Below are 20,028 nucleotides of genomic sequence, written 5' to 3' on the forward strand. Positions count from 1 at the left end.
TAGAATATGAATCCTGAATTATTGCAAAAATATATAGCCGGAAATGCTACTGAAGCCGAAAAGCAGCGTGTGACCGAATGGATACAGGAAAATCCTGAGAACATGCGTGAATATATGGCACAACGGAAGTTGCATGACATGGCATTGTGGCGTACGGAACCTGTGGCGGAGGAGAATAGCCGGGAAAGGAAACATTTCTCGTTACGCGGAGTATGTATGGAAGCTGCCAAGATAGCAGCGGTATTGGCGATCGTCTTGTTGGGTACACATTATTGGACAGGAAAACATCAGGTACCGGAAGACAAAACATGGCAGTCTATTTATGTGCCGGCGGGCCAACGGGCGGAATTGATGTTGGCGGATGGTACGAAGGTTTGGTTGAACTCACGCAGTACCTTGACTTTCCCGGGAAGTTTCAAAGGGAATATCCGAAATGTGAAATTGGATGGTGAGGGTTACTTTGCGGTGACAAAGAATGTGGAACAGCCTTTTATTGTAGAGACGAACAAGTGTAATGTGAAGGTGCTGGGTACAGAGTTCAATGTAATGGCTTATGCAGCGGATAGCGTATGGGAAACTTCTTTGTTGGAAGGTGCTGTAGAAATTTTAGTGCCCGGTTCGAATAACAGTGGAATGAGGCTGGAACCGAACATGATGGCCAGCTTGAAAGGCAACAGACTGGTGAAAGGACGCATCAAGGAGGTCGATTATTTTTTGTGGCGTGAGGGCTTGCTTTGTTTTAATGATATATCCGTACGTGATATGATAGAGAAACTGAAACTGTATTATGGGGTGGATATTGTGGTAAATAATACCCGGATTTTAAAGAACCGTTATACAGGTAAATTCCGCACGAAAGATGGGGTGGAACACGTACTGAAAGTTTTGAGACTCAATAATAAGTTTACTTATACAAAGGATGATGAGACGAATGTGATAACAATTAATTAACCCTTAAAAAAGAATATGCCTATGAAATAACACACATGGTCTAAAAAGGAAATGGGATAGTGCTGCAACACCATCCCATGGAAACGTCAATTACGTATTGACAATTTTTTTCTCAAATAATCTTAAGTTGAACCTAAAATTAGTAATGCAAATATATGAAAAATATTTTGTATCAGGAATCTATTGTAGAAATTAAACATTTATTCCGTATGATGAGAAACACACTCTTAGCCCTGTTTGTCTTTGCCGGAACAGCTTTTGCCACTGAGTCTTATTCTCAGACAATGAAGGTGACTGTTGTGGCGGATAACATGTCAACAGGCAAGGTAATCAGTGAAATAGAAAAACAGACAGATTATCTGTTTGTATATAATGTAAACGAGGTGAATCTGAAGCGCAATGTGAAGGTGAATGCGCAAAATAAATCTGTAGCCGAAGTGTTGAATAAGGTTTTTGAAGGTACTGATATTTATTATGCCATGGAGGGTAAGAATATCATGCTGATGAGCAAGGCGAAAGATGGGGAAGTTGCCCAACAGGCAAATAAGGTGACAGGTATTGTGAAAGATACGAATGGCGAGCCGATAATCGGTGCCAATGTCACGGTGAAAGGTCAGTCAATAGGTACGATAACAGATATAGATGGGCGGTTTGTGTTGGATGCCCCGAAAGAAGCCGTTTTACAGATTACGTATATCGGGTATGTTTCTCAAGAAGTGAAAGTTTCTGGGAAGAGAGAAATTAATGTAGTATTGAAGGAAGATTCGGAGATGTTGGATGAAGTGGTGGTGGTAGGTTATGGTACAATGAAGAAAAAGGATTTGACAGGTGCAGTTTCTCAGATTCGTCCGGCTGAACTTTCTAATGAAGCTCCGAAAACTGTACAAGATGTTTTGCGTGGTACTGCTGGCTTGCGGATTGGATTTGATGGGTCTGCTAAAGGTGGTGGCTCCATGCAAGTTCGTGGTCAACGTTCTGTTTATTCAGATGGAGGACATAACGATCCACTTATTATATTGGACGGTATGATTTTTTATGGAGAATTGTCTGAAATCAATCCGAATGATATCAGTCAGATTGATGTGCTAAAAGATGCTTCTTCTGCTGCGGTTTATGGTGCTAAAGCTGCTAATGGAGTAATTATTGTAACGACAAAAAAAGGACGTTCGGAAAAACCTGTTATCAATTTTAGTGCAAATATAGGCTTCGTTACTATTGGTGATAGCCGGAAAGTATATGACTCTCATGGATATCTAAAATATCGTGAAGATTTTTATACGACAGACACTTATGGTATAAATGCTCAAACAGGAAATTATGAAGCTTATCAGACAGGAAATACTCCTGTTGGTTATTATAGTCGTCCTACAGAAACTAATTTGAATAAGTATGGCATTACTTTGGAAGCTTGGAAAGCTCAAAGTAATCAAGATGGTTCGATGAGTACAGAGGAGATTTGGGGAAGAAGATTGGGATTACAAGCTAGTGATATAACATTAAATAATTTTTTATTAGGCAAAACGTTTGATTGGTATGATCATTCTTTCCATACAGGATTGAATCAAGATTATAACGTCAGCATTTCAGGTAATAATGAAAAAGTGAATTATTATCTTTCATTAGGTTATCTTTCTAACGAAGGGGTAGCAAGAGGTAATGAGTATAGTGCAATACGCTCAAATATGAAACTTAATGCCCAAATAACTTCTTGGCTTAATGTAGGGGCAAACATTAATTTTCAGAATCGTACAGATGGGGATATTGCAACTAATTGGGAAAGCCAAATATTGGATAATAGTCCATTTACTTCTCCTTATAATGAAAATGGGGAACTAGTGCCTCATCCTATGGGTGAAAATGCTTATTGGAAAGGATATAACTTTGATTACGATCGCCAATATCTTGACTTGGATAAAGGTTTTACAGTTTTAAATTCTATTTTAACAGCCAAAGTAACTTTACCCTTAGGAATTACTTATTCGTTTAACGTATCACCGCGTTTACAGTATTTTCATGATCGCTACTACCGATCATCAGAACATCCTGATTGGCAAGCGGAAACAGATGATCGTGTAAACCGTGAGCAAAGTAAACGTTTTGATTGGTCCTTAAATAATACTATTACTTGGGAGCACATTTTTGCAGAAAAGCATCATACTATTTTGACTTTGGTACAGGAAGCTGAAGAACGTCAATCTTGGGCAGATCGTATTGAGGCGCGTAATATTCTACCTTCTGAAGCTTTAGGATTTCATGGCACTGCTAATGGTGATAAAAATCTGAGCTCATTTAGATCTACTGATACGCGTGAAACAGCATGTGGTTATTTGGCTCGTTTATTTTATTCATACAATGATACTTATATGGCTACATTTTCTTTTCGTCGTGATGGTTATTCTGCATTTGGAACAACTAATCCTTATGCTAATTTCTTTTCAGGAGCATTGGCATGGACTTTTACTAATGAGAATTTTTGGAATTGGAAGCCGTTAAGTTCTGGTAAGCTGCGTGTGTCATTCGGACAGAATGGTAACCGTAGTTTGGCTGATTCATACATTGCTTTAGCAAACTTGTCACTTGGAAAATATACACAAGGATATATAAATTCTGCTTCGGGGGCGTTGATGGATCTAAAGTATCTTTTTGTAAGTCGTTTGGCTAATCCGAATCTACAGTGGGAAAAGACTACTTCTTGGAATGTAGGTCTTGATGTGGGATTTTTTAACAATAGGATCAATGCAAGTATGGAATATTATGTAATGCCTACTACGGACATGATTATGAACCAATCATTGCCTGACTTTACAGGATTTAATTCTATTACAACTAATTTGGGTAGAATAGAGAATCGGGGATTTGAATTGTCTATTAATTCACGTAATATTGAAAAGGCAAATTTTCAATGGGAAACCGGATTTACTTTTTCAGTTAATAAAAATACTATTAAGAAATTATATGGAGAATATGAAACCATAGTTGATGCATTGGGCAATACAATAGTAAAAGAACGAGATGATGTGACTAATGGCTGGTTTATTGGGCACCCTGTTAGTGCTATTTGGGATTATAAAGTTACAGGTATTTGGCAAAAAGATGAGGTGAAAGAAGCTGCCAAATATAGTCAACGCCCAGGTGATCCTAAAGTACAGAACATTTATACAGACGATGATAAAGTAAATGCTGATGGAAGCGTAACCCCTGTTTATAATAATAAAGATAAACAGTTTATGGGGGAAACAACACCTCCTATACATTGGTCCTTGAGGAATAGTTTTACTATTTTTAAAGATTGGGTTTTTTCATTTAATATGTATTCTTATATGGGACACAAGAGCTTGGATACTAATTATTTGAATAATGATAATAATTATTCGCAGATAACTAACTGTAGAAATGTCTACACTAAAGAATATTGGACTGTAGATAACCCTTCCAATACTTATGCGCGTCTTAGTGCACAAGGTCCAACTGGCATATCTGCACCGGCCCGTGTGATAGATCGCTCATTTATCCGATTAGAGAATATTTCGTTGGCTTACAATATTCCAATGAAATTTTTAGAGAAATATAAGATTCAGAATGCCAAGATATTTACTACTGTCCGTAATGTAGCAACTTGGAGTAAAGAATGGGAATATGGTGATCCTGAAACAGGTGGTTTGGCTCCTCGCACTTATTCTTTGGGAATTAACTTAACATTTTAATAATATGACATATGAAAAACTATAAAAATATATTTAGAATATTGATAGGAACTGTTTGTTTTCAATTATCTATGACAGGTTGTTCTGACGACTTCTTAACCCCCGATCCGCTATCACTTTATGAACCTTCAATAACTTTTAATACAGTAGAAGGGTTAAATGCAGCTTTAGCTTCAGCTGATAAAGCATTGCGGGCTTATTGGACAAATACCGAAGCGTGCGATCTGATGCTTCCTTTAATGAGTGAATACCTGTTCTCTGATTTAACCGTAGCAGCAAAAACAGACGATGCGCTTATTTTTTGTGACATCAATGAACGCTTTACTCCTAATAATGGTTGGTATAATTTTGACCAAAACCGTTTGGTTATCTTTTGGGGAGAAACCTATAATGGTATTAAATATGCTAATACGATTATCAGTTATATTGATAAAGTGGAAGGACTGGACGAATCAATAAAGAATGAATATTTAGGACGAGCCTATTTTCATCGTGCTTATCGCTATTTAAATTTGTGCTTCCAATTTGGCGATGTACCTTTTGTGTCAAAAATTATAGATCGACCAAAACAGGATTATAAAAGTACAAAACGAGAGGCTATCATAAAAAAACTAGTGCAAGATATGGAATTTGCAGTGCAGCATGTGCCTGATCAAAAGGATATGACTTACATTGGTATGATTAATAAAGGAGCTTGTCGCCAGCTACTTATTAAATGTTATTTAGCTAATGGGGAGTTTCAGAAAGCCAAAGAACAAGCTGATATATTAATTAGTCAGTCTGGGTATAAGCTGATGACGGAAACCTTTGGTACTTTCTCTAATCCACACCCTACTACATGGAATATTACTAATAATGTGATTTGGAATTTGCATCAAGGAAATAACAAAGTTATTGCAGCTAATAAAGAAGCAATTCTTGTTATGCCTAATCGTTATGGTTCAGATTCCGGTATCCGGACACGTACAATGCGTAATTTGGTACCTTGGTGGAATGCAACGTCTATTTCTACGCCTGACAACAAGTTGGCAGTAGACCGTTTTGCTCTTACTCATGCTTCCTATGATGCATCAATGGATTATAATAGAACGTTTGGACGTGGAGTAGGAGTTGTACGCCCCACTTATTTTGCAGAAAACTCATTATGGTATCTTAATGGTAACCATGATGATGGGGACTTGAGGCACAATTCAAAAGTTGGTAATTGGGTACATATGGAAGACTTGAAATACAACAATCCCAATTCTGTATATTATGGCAAACATTTGAGCTACAGTTGTATTAATGATAATGGAGAAGAACAGATCCTTTGCAATGATACTGTTCGGACTTGGTTTGATTGGCCTCATTATAAGACATGGTCTGAGTCTCCAGAAGATGAGGCTCCTCATCTTAATAATTATCAAGGTAGTGGATATAGTGATTTCTATTTGTATCGATTAGCTGAAACTTATTTACTTCGTGCTGAGGCCAATTATTATTTAGGTAATATAGAAGAAGCTACAGCAGATGTTAATATTATACGTCAACGTGCAAAATGTGACATCTTCTATTCAAAAGTAAATATTGATGATATTGTAGACGAACGTGCTCGTGAACTTTATATGGAAGAATGGAGATTTACTGAGTTGAGTCGTATTTCTTATTGTTTGGCTTTAAGTGGTAAACCTGATAATGAAGGGAAGGTATATGATGTGGATAAACTTTATGAAGATAGTTTTTGGTGGCATCGTATTAATAAATATAATAATTATTATAACAAGCCTGATGCACCAATAGTAAAAGGACGTAAATATACTATAGGACGTCATAATATAAATTGGCCTATTCCACAAAGTGCAATTGATGCTAACCTGTTAGGGAAACTCGGTCAGAATCCTGGATATGACGGTTATGATCCTACTGTAGAAAAGTGGAACACATGGGAGGAGGCCGTAGCCGACGAACAATAAATCAGAATAGATTTGAAGAAAGTAAATTGATACAATTGGGGCTGTTGCGTCAATTTACTTCTTCAGAACAATTACAAATTAAATATTGACTTTATGAAATGTATATTGGGGATGGTTGCATTATTATTGCTTGCAGCATCTTGTAGTAATAAAAAGGAAAATACTGAGACTTCTGAGGAATTACTGGAAATAATTCATCGTGTGAACCAGCGCTATCAGTCTATGCATAAGCCACAAGTCCGGTCATTTTGGGACAATGCTGTATATCATACTGGAAATATGGAAGTTTGTGCACTGACTGGAAATAAGGATTATCTGCAATATTCTATTGATTGGGCTGACTATAATCAATGGAAAGGAGCTACCAGCAACAACAAAGCTGAGTGGCGAAGCACTTATGGAGAATCACCGGAATATGTTCTTTTTGGTGATTGGCAAGTTTGTTTCCAAACTTATGCCGATCTATATAAACTTGACCCTGATACAATAAAAATAGCGCGTGCCCGCGAAGTAATGGAATATCAGATGTCTACTTCAAAACTTGATTACTGGCATTGGGTTGATGCATTATATATGGTAATGCCTGTCATGGTGAAGATGTATGATATAACAAAGAATCCATTATATTTGGAGAAATTACATCAATACCTTACAGTAACAGACAGCATTATGTATGATAGGGAAGTTGGTCTTTATTATCGTGATGCTAAATATCCGTATCCGTTTCATAAAACAATAAACGGAAAAAAAGATTTCTGGTCACGGGGAGATGGATGGGCATTTGCCGCATTTGCTAAAGTACTGAAACAATTGCCGGCAGAGGATAAGTATCGTGAAGAATATATAACTCGTTTTCAGACAATGGCAAAATCTATTGCTGCCTGTCAACAGCCTGAAGGCTATTGGACACGTAGTTTAATAGATCCGGAACAAGCTCCGGGTCCTGAAACAAGTGGTACTGCTCTTTTTACTTACGGCTTTCTGTGGGGAATTAATAATGGATTGCTAAATGCGGATATTTATTCGCCTATTGTAGAAAAGGCTTGGAACTATCTTAAAACAACAGCATTGCAAGCTGATGGAAAAATCGGATATATTCAACCTGTCGGAGAAAAAGCAATACCAGGGCAGGTGGTGGATGCTAATTCATGTTTCAATTTTGGAATAGGAGCTTTTTTATTAGCTGCTTGTGAACGAGTACGTTTCTTACAATAAAAAGGTAAAGAAGATGAATAAGTTTATTTTAATTGGATGTACGATATTATTTTTGTTTTTCTCTGCCGATTTGTGCGCTAAGCACAAGACAAAGAAAATGGCTGATCGTGAAATATGGTGTGATGTCATGTATCGGATGGCTGCACCGGTATTAAGTAATATCAGTGAAGGAAAATTGCAAAAAAACATGCAACTTGAATTAAGTCCTACGTGGGATGGACGTGACCGGCGAGTTTCTTATATGGAATGTTTCGGACGTTTAATGGCTGGTCTTGCACCATGGCTTTCGCTACCAGATGATGATACAGCGGAAGGTATTCAGCGAAAACAGTTAAGAACTTGGGCATTGCAAGGATATAAAAATGCTGTGGATCCCTTATCTCCTGATTATTTACTTTGGAGTGAAAATTTCCAAACATTGGTAGATGCGGCTTATATAGCTGAGAGTTTTATTAGGGGATATAATTCACTTTGGATGCCACTTGATGAGGTAACAAAAGAACGATATATAAATCAATTTGTTGCATTAAGGCGGATTAATCCATTATATACTAATTGGTTGCTGTTTTCATCTACTATAGAAACATTTCTTCATAAAGTAGGAGCGAAAGCAGATTATTACCGCATAGATTCTGCCTTGCGAAAAATTTCAGAATGGTATATTGGTGATGGATGGTATTCGGATGGTCCTTCATTTGCCTTTGATTATTATAACAGTTTTGTTATTCATCCTATGTTTTTTGAATGCGTGGAAGTTCTTACTGATGGTGGAAAGAAAAAACGGGAATGGGCGGGAACAACTTTTGCTCATGTTACTAAACGTATCCAACGTTATAGTATTATTTTGGAACATCTCATATCTCCTGAAGGAGCATTTCCTGTATTTGGTCGTTCCATAACTTATCGCACAGGGGTACTTCAACCTTTAGCATTGATAGTTTGGAAAGGATTGTTACCAGAAGAACTTAGTAATGGTCAAGTAAGAACAGCAATGACTGCCGTTATAAAACGTATGTTCGCTGATGGACAAAACTTTAATGAAAAAGGATTTCTCACATTGGGATTTAACGGTAAGCAGCCGCATACGGCTAATGTATATACTAATAATGGAAGCCTTTATTTAGCATCTTTAGCATTTTTGCCATTGGGCTTGTCAGCCGATCATCCTTTTTGGACTTCCCCTAGTGAATCTTGGACTTCCAAAAAGGCTTGGGAAGGAGAAGAATTTCCTAAAGATCATACATATTATGAAAAACACTCAATGAATTACCAGTAAAAAAATAATGTATGCAGTATAAAGTATTATTCAAGAGATGCTTGTTGGCTATAGTGGTAATGTTTGTCGTTACCTCTTTACAAGCGCAGCGGGAAATGAAGACTATCAATGATAATTGGGAATTTCGGAAATCTATAGATGAATCATGGGAATCTGTCAATCTCCCCCATACTTTTAATATAGATGCTTATCAACAACGAAATTATTATCAAGGTAAGGGATTCTACAGGCGTACTCTCGTTTTACCGGAAATTGTTGCGGAACGTCGTTATTATATGAAAATAGATGCTGCTAGTAAGGCTGCTAATATTAGAGTGAATGGAAAGGAAGTAGGCAGTCATGTAGGTGGTTATACAGCTTGTATTGTAGATATAACAGAGTATATCAGAAAAGAGAATTTGATAGAGATTACGGTTGACAATGGGAGAAAAGATATTACTCCTATATCGGCAGATTTCACTTTTTGGGGGGGGATCTACAGAGATGTATGGCTCATATCTACTCCAAAACAACACTTCAATATGAGCAATATGGGATCTGATGGAATTTTTATTAGTACTCCAGTAGTGAATGAAAAAAGAGGAGTATTGAAAGTAAAATGTGAAGTGACTAATGATTCTCATGAAAGTTCTATATTGGAAGTCAGAAGTGCAATTTATAGTCCGCAAGGAAAACTTTTGCAGACTATTAAACAAAAACAAAAACTTAAGAGTGGCGAAACCTATATTTTTGAAAACACATCTGGTGCTATTGAGAGTCCTGATTTGTGGAGTCCAGAAACTCCTTCACTTTATTTGGTAAAAACTACCTTGGTAGATCCGAAGTCAGGAAAGCTATTGGATGAAAAAAATCATAAGGTGGGATTTCGCTGGTTTACCTTTGATGGAAGTAAAGGTTTTTTCCTTAATGGAAAATCTTATAAATTACGTGGACTCAATCGTCATCAAGATCAAGCTCCGGCAGGGGTAGCTTTAGATGACGAAGCCCATCGACGAGACATATTTTTAATGAAAGAGTTGGGATGTAACTTTATTCGTATTTCACATTTTCCACAAGATGATGCAATATTGGAAATGTGTGACGAATTGGGACTATTGGCATGGGAGGAAATTCCTATCATTAATATTGTACCGAATACACCTGGATATGATGATAATTGTGAATATAATCTGCGTGAGATGATTCGCCAGCATTATAATCATTCATCTGTTATAACATGGGGATATATGAACGAAATTCTTCTTACTGCTCCTTCCATTGGTAAACCTGAGTGGCTAGCATGTAAAGAGCGCACGGTAAATCTAGCACAACGACTGGAAGCCGTTCTGAAAGAAGAAGATCCAGGAAGAGCCAGTGTTATGGCATTTAATATGACCAATCTATACAATGAAATAGGTTTGAATCTAGTAGACGTAGTAGGTTGGAATTTATATCATGGTTGGTATGTTGATAAATTAAAAGATTTTAATGCATGGTGTGAAGATCAACATCGTCGTTACCCTGACCAACCTATGATTATCAGTGAATGGGGAGCAGGCAGTGACAAGCGGCTGCATTCCACTCAAGGACGTGCCTTTGATTTTAGTATCGAATATCAACAAACGTATATAGAACATTATCTTCCTTTTATAGAGAATACAGAATGGATTAGTGGATGCGCTTATTGGAATTTCATTGATTTTAATGTGGCTGCTCGCCAGGAGTCAATGCCTAGAGTAAACAATAAGGGATTGGCTTATAATAACCGTATATGGAAGGATGTGGCTTACTATTTTAAGGCTATGTGGCGGAAAGATATTCCAGTAATAAGAATTGCCAGCCGTGATTGGGAAATGCGTACTGGGGAAATAAATAAGCCACAGTCCATTAAAATTTATTCAAATATGCCGGAAGTGGAATTGTTTATTAACGGACAATCAATAGGATGTCAAAAGATAGCTAATTGTCACACTGTCTTTAATGTAATTTTACCGGAAGGTATATCAGTTCTTATGGCGCAAGGAATCAAAAATGGGAAAACAGTTCAAGATGCTATGACAATTCAGTTCAAGTCACTTCCTAATATAGCTGAAGGAGATGAATTGGCAATTAATGTAGGAAGTAATTGTTACTTTACGTCAGATATCAGTAATCTTACTTGGTTACCTGATCAACCTTATACTGCGGGAGGTTGGGGATATATAGGTGGAAAAGCGCATAGCACTACCTCTGAAATTTATAATACTTTAGATGGGCCAATATACCAGACGTGGCGTGAAGGAAACTGGAGTTATAAAATCGATGCTCCTATAGGAGAGTATGAAATAGAACTGCTTATAGCAGATGTTACTAAACCTGCTGCTCAGTTGGCCAATCTTTTAAATAAGAATAAAGAAGAAAAGCATTCGGGAGAAACACGTTTTCATATTTCCATTTGTGGAAAACAAGTAGAAACTAATTTTTCTCCAATTGATGGAGGAAAGCATCGTACTGCCTTTAAGCGTCGCTATATTATTCGAAACGAACATGATCATATTGTTATTAGTGCAGGGGCAGTGAAAGGAGAACCGTTTTTAGCTGGTATTAAGGTACGGAAACTTTGATATGTGACAAAAGAGTCTTAAAAAGAAAGAATTTGTCTCAAAACACTTTTGATACGGATTCTTTCTTTTTAAATAGTGCAATTTATTGTCCGTACTGTACTATTGATCATAATAAAGTATTGTTATTGTTTATTCTAGTTTAGTATTTCAGAGAAAAAATGTTGAACTCATAAATTGCCGTAATGGAAAATACTTTGGATGAATAATAAAAAGGAATTGTACTATAATACAAAGAAATGAACAGGAATCCATAGTTACTATAATTTTATGTTCCGATATTTGCATGGAATTTATAGTAGATGAAAAACATGAATAAAAAAATTAAGTTATTAGGCATTCTGATGACTGTATCATTTCTATGTTGTTATGCCCAGACAAAAGAGTTCGATCCTTCTCTGGCTCCTAATGTAACCATCGTGAGCCGGCAATCTCAGGAGGAATGGAACAGTCGCTATATGTGGTATCCGGGACAACTGGCTGCTTTCTACCAGCAACAATGTGCCCGTATCTCAAAAGAGCGTTGTGTCAATGTATCCGGGTAAATTTTTTGCAAAGAATAATCATGTCTGGTTCAGAAAAGAGGTAAGATTGAAAAAGGAAAGTAGTCTTTGCTGGGAGGGTCCGTCGGATATTGTTCTTTATATAAATGGTGTAAAACAGTCTGTTTCCGGTAAACAGGTTATTTTACCCGTGGGCAGATCCTCTTTATTGTTTGAGGTGACAACGGATGACTCATTACCTTGTATCATTCTGAAAGGGGCGGGACTGGAAAATCCGGATGAATGGCAAGTCAGCATGGATAAAGAGCATTGGACAATACCCGAGAGTGCCGTCATGTATAATAAACCGGGCGTGCTGCCGGATGCTCCGCAAGATATGACAGCCCGGATTAAACCTTCACAAATACTCCCCATGCGCAATGCTGAGATGCAAGGTAAAGACGGAATTAGTATCGGAAAGAATGGTTATGTCCTCATCGACTTTTTCCATCTTGAGATTGGAACACTGACCTTTCAAGCGAAAGGAAAGGGAACTATAACCGTACGCGTTGGCGAAACTCCCGAAGAAGCACTGGAACGGGATGATAAGAAACTGGAACAATATCCATTGGCTCCTGTTACCTTGTCAGAAGAAGGAGGCACCATCACTTTGCCGGAACGCGCTCTCCGATATGTTTCACTGGAATGCGACAAGGGGGCTGAGATTACCTCCCTTCGTTTTGATGCGTCATTGTGGCCGGTAGAGCACCAGATGCAGTTTGAAACGGATGATGATTATGTGAACAACCTGTTCAAAATGAGCAGTGCGACATTGCATACTAGTATGCACCGCTTTTATCTGGACGGGGTGAAGCGTGATTTTCTTCCCTGGTCCATGGATGCGCTGGTCAGCACCCTGGCGGGGGATTATCTTTTCGGTGACCAGCAGGTGTCAAAAAACGGAATTTCCATAGCACTGATGCCGCTTGATCCGCAGAAATCAGATATAGGGATTCCTGATTATCCGTTGCATGCCCTGTTCGGCCTGAAACAGAACTATCTGCGTTTCGGTGACTTGACCACTTCCCTTCAATACAAAGACCGCATCATCCAGTTGCTTGATTTTTATGCCTCCATCGTGGATGAGAATGGTTTTGTACACGGCAATTATGGAGACAGACAGTTCGGTTATACCCCCGGATGGTCCACTTATAACGGTCCTGCCCGGAAAGGGGTGGCGGCCTATGCCCAGATCATGCTCTATTATAATTATGTGACCGGAGCTTATTTCGCGGATCTGTGGAAGGAGAGTGCATTGGCGGACAGATACCGCAAGTTGGCCCGGAATCTGAAAAAGAAGATTTTTGAACATTTTTGGGATAATGACCGGAAAGTCTTCATCAACGGTACAATGAATGACAATGTGACTGTGGACAAGCGTATTTCGCATCATGCCCAATATTGGGGAATACTGGCCGATATCTTTCCCAAAGAACATTATGACAACCTGTTTGAAAATGTTCTGCCGAATTTGCCGAACTATTATGAGGTGGTCAGTTATGAGAAGGGTTATGAGTTTCTGGCTTATGCCAAAGCCGGGCGGATAAAAGAGTTATGGGATCATATCTATGGTGTGTTCGGCGACTGGATGGATCAGGGACATACCCGTTTCCCGGAGAACTTTATGATGAATGCCTCCAGGGCCCGTCAACTGGTATTTTATAATCGTCCGTACGGCCTGAGTCTTTGTCATGGGGCGAATGGAGTCCCGGTAGTGGTAGGCGCATTGAACGGTCTTATCGGTTTCAGCCAGTCTTCGATGAAGACGAATGAATATACCATTAAACCGGAGTTACTCCATTTGAAGTGGATTCATTCCAGAATTCCGGTAAAGGAAGGATATATTGTCTTGAAACTGAATGCCGAGGGGGAGAGCACTATTGACATTCCGGCAGGATGTACAGTCAGAATTATAAAAAAGATCGGAAAGAAGCCACTGGTACTGAGAGAACAGGGCGGGTACAGCTTTCGGTTGAAGGACTGAGCGTTGAATAGAAAAAAGTGTCTGTTCAATAGCCATATTCTTTATTAAGTCATTCTTAATGTACTTGATTAAACCGACAAGTTGCAAGTTCTTGAATTTCTTCCTAGCTTTGTATTCGTTTGTTTTCAACAGGAGTACTTGCGTGAAGAATATGAAAAACATAGGAAGGATAGTATTACCAATCATTATTTTGTTATTGACTGTGCGGATAAATGCCGTTCCGGTCAAAGCATTTGATATGATAGTAAGAAACCTTCCTAATTCGGAACAGTTGCCGACCAAAGAATTGCTTTGTATCTTCCAGGATTCGGAAGGATATATGTGGTATGGCACTGAGGGGGGAGGTTTGTGTCGTGATGATGGATATATGGTGAAAGTGTTCCGTTCTGATTTCAAAAATCCGGGAATCTTGGAAAACAACAGTGTGACGTGTATTACTGAAGACGGTGAAGGGAAAATATGGTTTGGAACGAAGCGTGGCGCCTATATTTTGTCAAAAACAGATTATGAGATAAGGGCGCTTGCTGATGAAACGATAAAGAGCTGGACTATAACTACAATGACAGCGACGTCTGATGGTACGATCTGGATTTCGACTAACAGGCATTTGTTTCGATACAATGAGTCAGGGGAAAGAACCGGAAAATACATTCTTAAATGGAAAGGACGGGAGAATACCGTCAATTCTATTTATGAGGATAAGAAACAGACTGTTTGGGTAACTCAAGCAAAAGGCGGGCTTTTTTGCTATGATAAGGTAAAGGACTCTTTTATTTCATATCCTTGGCCCTATGATGAGTATCCCACAAGCATGACGGAAGATCATAACACTCCGTATTATTGGGTTACTACTTGGGGAAAAGGAATTGTACGTTTTGACCCCAAGGCACAGGATACGGACAAAATGTTTGGATTGCAAACAGTGGATAATGCGTCTTCTAACTCCGATGCCCGAAAGCTTCATCATATCATACAAGATTCTGTTAAGGGATATTTGTGGGTGACTGCGGCAGATAACTTATATGCCTATAAAATAACGGCCGATGCATCCTTGGATAAGGTGGATCTCTCCCGTTTATTATCAGCTGACAGGAAAATCCTCACAAAGATTCTTTCCGATCAATCCGGAAATTTATGGGTGACAGGTTATTATCCTTCTTCTTTCATTATTTCTTTTCTACCCAATGAAGTGCTTCCTTTGTCTATGGAAGGGGTAAAGCAAAATCTGGGGGTAATCGCATCTCCTATGCAGTTTTCTCAAGAGAAAAATTATTATTGGATCAGGCAAAAGAAATTGGGGCTGTATGCTTATGATCCCCAAAGAGATCGTATGTCTGTTGTTAAGAATGACAGGGAGCTTTCTTTTTTCTTTGAGAGGCCATCGGATAGAGAGGGAATCTATATGGTAAGGGATCATTCGGTAATTTTAATTCGGTATAAGGAGGACCGGCTTTTTGAATCCATCGTATGTACCATACCCATTAAACAAGGTGAGCGTATCCGTGCTTTGCATGATGACCGTCGTGGGAATCTTTGGATAGGGACTACTTACCATTTATTCCGGTATAGCTTGGAGGAAGGCCGATTGACTACAGTTTGTGATGATGTTGGTTTTATAAATGCTATCGTTTCGTCTAATGAAGGAGTTGTTTATTTTGCAACTGAAAGTAGAGGGTTGTGGAGAATTTCCGGAGAAAGCCGGTTGCAAATAAAGGATACAGGAGAAAATTATTCGGTATTGACTGTTGCACCGGACAACAATCTTTGGGTGGGTACTAAACAGGGCAATGTGTATAGTTATTCTCCGGATACGAATGATTTTATTTCCCGGACAAAAGATTGTGGATTGACAGGGGATGCTGTGTTGGATATAAAGTCGGATGACGATGGGAATCTTTGGATTCTTACATCACAGCGGGTGATGGTCTATCATCCCGGAACACATATCTTTACTATGATGTCTTGTACTGATTCTTGGATAAATCTGGAAGATTTCCAGTCATTGTATAAAGATCCTCGGGGAGAAATGAGTGTGGGTGGACGAGGTGGAATTGTGACTTTTCCTCACTATAATGAAAAAAAGAGGAGGATACCTGAACCAACGGTGCATTTGACATCCGTCGAAATGAATAACACCTCTGAAATCGGGGTGGATAATCAAAAGAAAATAAGCCTGTCTCCTCATGAGAGAAATGTGAAATTGTTTTTTTCTACTTTTGACCATTTGAATACGGATAAGGTAAGATATGCTTATCGTTATAAACAAAGAAACGATAATTGGGTGGCCTTGCCGGCAGGGGAAAATAGTATCGGATTGTCAGATTTGTCAAAGGGGGAATTTGAACTGGAAGTCCGTGTTACAGATGAGAATGGGCTGTGGAGTAAGAGTACATTAACGGTCATGATCCAGTGTTTGCCTGCTTGGTATGAAACAGGTTGGGCGTATTTGTTTTATGTGCTTGTTGTTTTATCGGTTGTTTGGGGATTGGGCCGGATGTATATGAAATTACGGAAGTCCATTGTTGCACAGACTGTTCTGCCACTGGAACAAAATCCGGAGCAAAGGCATGAGATAGATCCATTGTCGGAAGAAGGAAAAGTAGAAGCGAATTCTATTTCAGCATCTGATGAGCAATTAATAAGGAAGGCATTGGATATGGTTGAGAAGAACCTTAGTAATCCTGAATATTCCATAGAAGATTTAAGTAGGGATATGTGCATGAGCCGTGCTACTCTTTATCGTAAGATTACATCCATCACCGGAAGCTCGCCTTCTGATTTTGTGAAGAATGTACGTCTTCGTAAAGCTGCCGAATTATTGAAAGAGGGAGGGCTTACCATTGCTGAGATAGCTGATAAGGTTGGTTTTAATACACCTAGTTATTTCACAAAATCATTCAAGAAACTGTTTGGGGTGTTGCCTACACAATATAAATAAGTGATGTTTTAGTGATAAGAAGGAGATAGCTTTTGTGGCAGTTGATGGAGGAATAATTATAAATATGATTCATAAAGTTCAATTAAAGTGTATAAATTTCCATGTTAATGAACAAAAATACATTTTTGGGCTTTATAAATAACGATATATTTGTAAAATGCTGCTTGAATATTTCAGATTGAAAGAAATAAGGTACTCATTTTACATTTAAGACCATGAAAGAACTAAAGATGTACATCGATGGGCGATTCATCGAAAACCAATCCGATAAGTGGATTGATGTATTGAACCCTTCTACGGAAGAAGTGATATCTAAAATGCCTGATGGCACACCGGAAGATGCACGTGCTGCTATAAATGCTGCCGTGAAGGCACAGCTTTCTTGGGAGAGTCTTACCTCTATTGAACGTGCCGGCTATTTAACTCGGATTGCACAAGGTATCCGCAAGCGGGAACAGGAATTGACTGATATTATTATCCGGGAGGGTGGAAAAACAAGAGGATTAGCTAATGTAGAGGTGTTATTTACGGCTGATTACCTTGATTATATGGCCGGATGGGCCCGTCGCTATGAAGGGGAAATCATTCCTAGTGACCGTCCTCACGAAAATATATTTGTCTTTAAGAAACCTATTGGGGTGACAACAGGCATCCTGCCTTGGAATTTTCCTTTTTTCTTGATTGCCCGTAAGGCCGCTCCTGCTCTGTTGACGGGGAATACAATTGTGGTAAAGCCGAGTCAGCTGACACCGGAAAACGCGTATGTTTTCGCACAGATTGTAGATGAAGTTGGGTTGCCTAAAGGTGTATTCAATCTGGTGAACGGTCGTGGTTCGGTGATTGGACATGAATTGGCTGCTAACCCCAAAGTAGGTATGGTTAGTCTGACTGGAAGTGTGGAGGCTGGAATACAGACTATGGCAGCCGCTTCTACCAATGTGACGAAGGTTTCTTTGGAATTGGGAGGGAAGGCTCCCGGTATTGTAATGCCGGATGCAGATTTGGATTTAGCTGTAAAATCCATTATTGCTTCGCGTGTTATTAATACAGGACAGGTATGTAATTGCTGTGAGCGCGTGTATGTACATTCTAGTATAAAAGAGGCTTTTCTTGAGAAATTGTTGGCAGGATTCAAGCAGGTGAAAGTGGGTGATCCGAATCAGTATACAGACCTCGATATGGGTCCGTTGATTGATGCCAATGCACTGAAATCAGTAGAAGAGAAAGTGGAAAAAGCTATTGAGCAGGGAGCTGAGTTGCTATGCGGTGGTCATCGTATCGGTACTAAAGGATATTTCTTTGAACCGACGATTTTGACTAATTGTACCCAAAAGATGGATATTATTCAGGAAGAAACTTTTGGACCGGTACTTCCGGTTGTTGAGTTTACAGAGGTGGAAGACGCCATTGCCTGGGCTAATGATTGTGAATATGGGCTGACTTCTTCTATTTATACCCAGAACCTGGATATGACATTCAAATTGATTCGTGCGTTGAAATTTGGTGAAACTTATGTGAATCGTGAGAATTTTGAGGCGATGCAGGGATTCCATGCCGGATGGCGTAAATCTGGTATCGGCGGCGCGGATGGTAAACATGGGCTGGAAGAGTATTTGCAGACGCAGCTGGTTTATTTGGAAACTAAAGGCTGATTCTCATCATTATTCTATGTAGGATTGTCTCGGGATATAATTCGTATTTTATGTCTCGAGATACATCTTGTTATATGATGGATATTTATTATTGATTTAGATTGATACTTTAAGAAGTATAGAGTACAAAATACTTGTTGTTTCGTCCTGTTGGAAAAGGTTTATTCATCATAAAACAGCATGCTATGAAATTGTTTTTTTCCTTCGTTTTTGCCTTATTGGCTTTTACAGCTTGTACAAAACCCGAAAAGGAAGTCTATATCTTCACTTCTCATCGTGAGCCGGCATTGGACGGGTTACATTATCTTTACAGCTATGACGGCTATCATTGGGATAGTATCGCAGGTTCATGGTTGAAACCGGAAATAGGAAATAAGACTCCTTATTATAATTATTTCACTAAACAGACCGAAGAACAGAAATATGCTCCCAATTCGATGATGCGTGATCCGTCCATGACCCAAGGCCCGGATGGAACTTTCCATTTAGTGTGGACAATCAGTTGGAATGGAGAACAGGGATTTGGTTATGCCAGTTCTAAAGACTTGATTCATTGGAGTGAACAACGCGAAATCAAAGTGATGAAAGACTCTTTGACTAACAATGTGTGGGCACCGGAAGTTTTCTATGATGATGAAAAGGAACAGTTCATCGTTGCCTGGTCTTCTGCCATTCCTGTAGAAAGATATACGGCAGCCGATAGTTTGGGAGCTAATAAAAGTCACCGTGCCTATTATACCACGACCAAGGATTTCCAAACGTTTACTCCTGCAAAGGCGTTTTATGATCCGGGATTTAATTCTATTGACGGATTTATAGTAAAGCGTGATAAAAACGACTATGTATTAATTATAAAAGACAATCGCAAGCCTGGTTACAGTGATTTGTTCTGTGTATCCGGGCCATCGGCAGAAGGACCTTATGCTGATCCGTCAGTAAAATTTGCACCGACTTACTCTGAAGGTCCGTGTGCCGTGAAAGTAGGTGATGAATGGTTGATTTATTTTGATGTTTATCGGGAAGGACGGTTTGGAGCCGTGTCTACAAAAGACTTCAAGAACTTTACTCCCATTGACGATCAGATTTCTATTCCGCAAGGACATAAGCATGGTACTATCATAGAAGTTCCCGAATCAGTTTTGCTCAACCTGAAAGCGGAGGAAGCTAAAAGATTCCCTCAAAAAGACTAGTTATTACCCAGAATTGTCTGCTTGAATAAGTTACTTTGGGCTTTT

At 38.9% G+C, this 20,028-nt stretch carries 9 protein-coding genes and 1 pseudogene; all 10 read left to right on the forward strand.

Features of this window, described 5'->3' with window-relative positions; translation table 11 throughout:
* The first annotated feature begins 6 nt into the window (after nucleotides 1–6).
* The 10 genes and pseudogenes from BVU_RS09040 (at nucleotide 7) to BVU_RS09085 (ending at nucleotide 19,983) form a co-directional block, all read left to right on the forward strand.
* Nucleotides 7–951 (forward strand): FecR family protein, encoded by a 945-nt coding sequence (locus BVU_RS09040; protein ID WP_011965325.1) that lies wholly within the window; start codon nucleotides 7–9, stop codon nucleotides 949–951.
* A gap of 155 nt (nucleotides 952–1,106) precedes the next feature.
* Nucleotides 1,107–4,655 carry a SusC/RagA family TonB-linked outer membrane protein gene (locus BVU_RS09045; RefSeq protein ID WP_011965326.1) on the forward strand — a complete coding sequence of 1,183 codons (3,549 nt, stop codon included), beginning with the start codon at nucleotides 1,107–1,109 and terminating at the stop codon, nucleotides 4,653–4,655.
* Nucleotides 4,656–4,666: 11 nt separating this feature from the next.
* Complete coding sequence (locus BVU_RS09050; RefSeq protein WP_011965327.1) at nucleotides 4,667–6,607, forward strand: RagB/SusD family nutrient uptake outer membrane protein; 1,941 nt, start codon at nucleotides 4,667–4,669, stop codon at nucleotides 6,605–6,607.
* 93 nt (nucleotides 6,608–6,700) lie between these two features.
* Nucleotides 6,701–7,822, forward strand: coding sequence for a glycoside hydrolase family 88/105 protein (locus BVU_RS09055; protein WP_011965328.1), 1,122 nt, complete (start codon nucleotides 6,701–6,703; stop codon nucleotides 7,820–7,822).
* A 13-nt stretch (nucleotides 7,823–7,835) separates the two neighbouring features.
* Nucleotides 7,836–9,098, forward strand: a complete 1,263-nt coding sequence (locus BVU_RS09060) for a DUF2264 domain-containing protein (protein WP_011965329.1) — start codon at nucleotides 7,836–7,838, stop codon at nucleotides 9,096–9,098.
* 11 nt (nucleotides 9,099–9,109) lie between these two features.
* Nucleotides 9,110–11,680: a glycoside hydrolase family 2 TIM barrel-domain containing protein gene (locus BVU_RS09065; protein ID WP_011965330.1), complete on the forward strand. Its 2,571-nt coding sequence runs from the start codon at nucleotides 9,110–9,112 to the stop codon at nucleotides 11,678–11,680.
* Between the two features lie 308 nt (nucleotides 11,681–11,988).
* Nucleotides 11,989–14,203 (forward strand): annotated as a pseudogene (locus tag BVU_RS09070) (glycoside hydrolase).
* A gap of 151 nt (nucleotides 14,204–14,354) precedes the next feature.
* The gene (locus BVU_RS09075) at nucleotides 14,355–17,141 is read left to right on the forward strand and encodes a two-component regulator propeller domain-containing protein (RefSeq protein ID WP_032946382.1); all 2,787 of its coding nucleotides are present in this window, start codon (nucleotides 14,355–14,357) and stop codon (nucleotides 17,139–17,141) included.
* A 215-nt stretch (nucleotides 17,142–17,356) separates the two neighbouring features.
* On the forward strand, nucleotides 17,357–18,793 hold the full coding sequence (gene aldA, locus BVU_RS09080; RefSeq protein ID WP_011965334.1) for an aldehyde dehydrogenase: 1,437 nt from the start codon (nucleotides 17,357–17,359) through the stop codon (nucleotides 18,791–18,793).
* 185 nt (nucleotides 18,794–18,978) lie between these two features.
* A complete protein-coding gene (locus BVU_RS09085) occupies nucleotides 18,979–19,983 on the forward strand; it encodes a glycoside hydrolase family 43 protein (RefSeq protein ID WP_011965335.1) in 1,005 nt (334 codons plus the stop codon).
* The last annotated feature ends 45 nt before the right edge of the window (nucleotides 19,984–20,028 follow it).

Origin of the sequence: Phocaeicola vulgatus ATCC 8482 (assembly GCF_000012825.1) — a bacterium.
GTDB classification, from domain to species: domain Bacteria; phylum Bacteroidota; class Bacteroidia; order Bacteroidales; family Bacteroidaceae; genus Phocaeicola; species Phocaeicola vulgatus.

Coding starts and splice junctions, on each gene's coding strand:
- aldA (WP_011965334.1), top strand. CDS start 17,357: ATGAAAGAACTAAAGATGTACATCGATGGGCGATTCATCGAAAACCAA.
- BVU_RS09060 (WP_011965329.1), top strand. CDS start 7,836: ATGAATAAGTTTATTTTAATTGGATGTACGATATTATTTTTGTTTTTC.
- BVU_RS09045 (WP_011965326.1), top strand. CDS start 1,107: ATGAAAAATATTTTGTATCAGGAATCTATTGTAGAAATTAAACATTTA.
- BVU_RS09085 (WP_011965335.1), top strand. CDS start 18,979: ATGAAATTGTTTTTTTCCTTCGTTTTTGCCTTATTGGCTTTTACAGCT.
- BVU_RS09055 (WP_011965328.1), top strand. CDS start 6,701: ATGAAATGTATATTGGGGATGGTTGCATTATTATTGCTTGCAGCATCT.
- BVU_RS09075 (WP_032946382.1), top strand. CDS start 14,355: ATGAAAAACATAGGAAGGATAGTATTACCAATCATTATTTTGTTATTG.
- BVU_RS09050 (WP_011965327.1), top strand. CDS start 4,667: ATGAAAAACTATAAAAATATATTTAGAATATTGATAGGAACTGTTTGT.
- BVU_RS09040 (WP_011965325.1), top strand. CDS start 7: ATGAATCCTGAATTATTGCAAAAATATATAGCCGGAAATGCTACTGAA.
- BVU_RS09065 (WP_011965330.1), top strand. CDS start 9,110: ATGCAGTATAAAGTATTATTCAAGAGATGCTTGTTGGCTATAGTGGTA.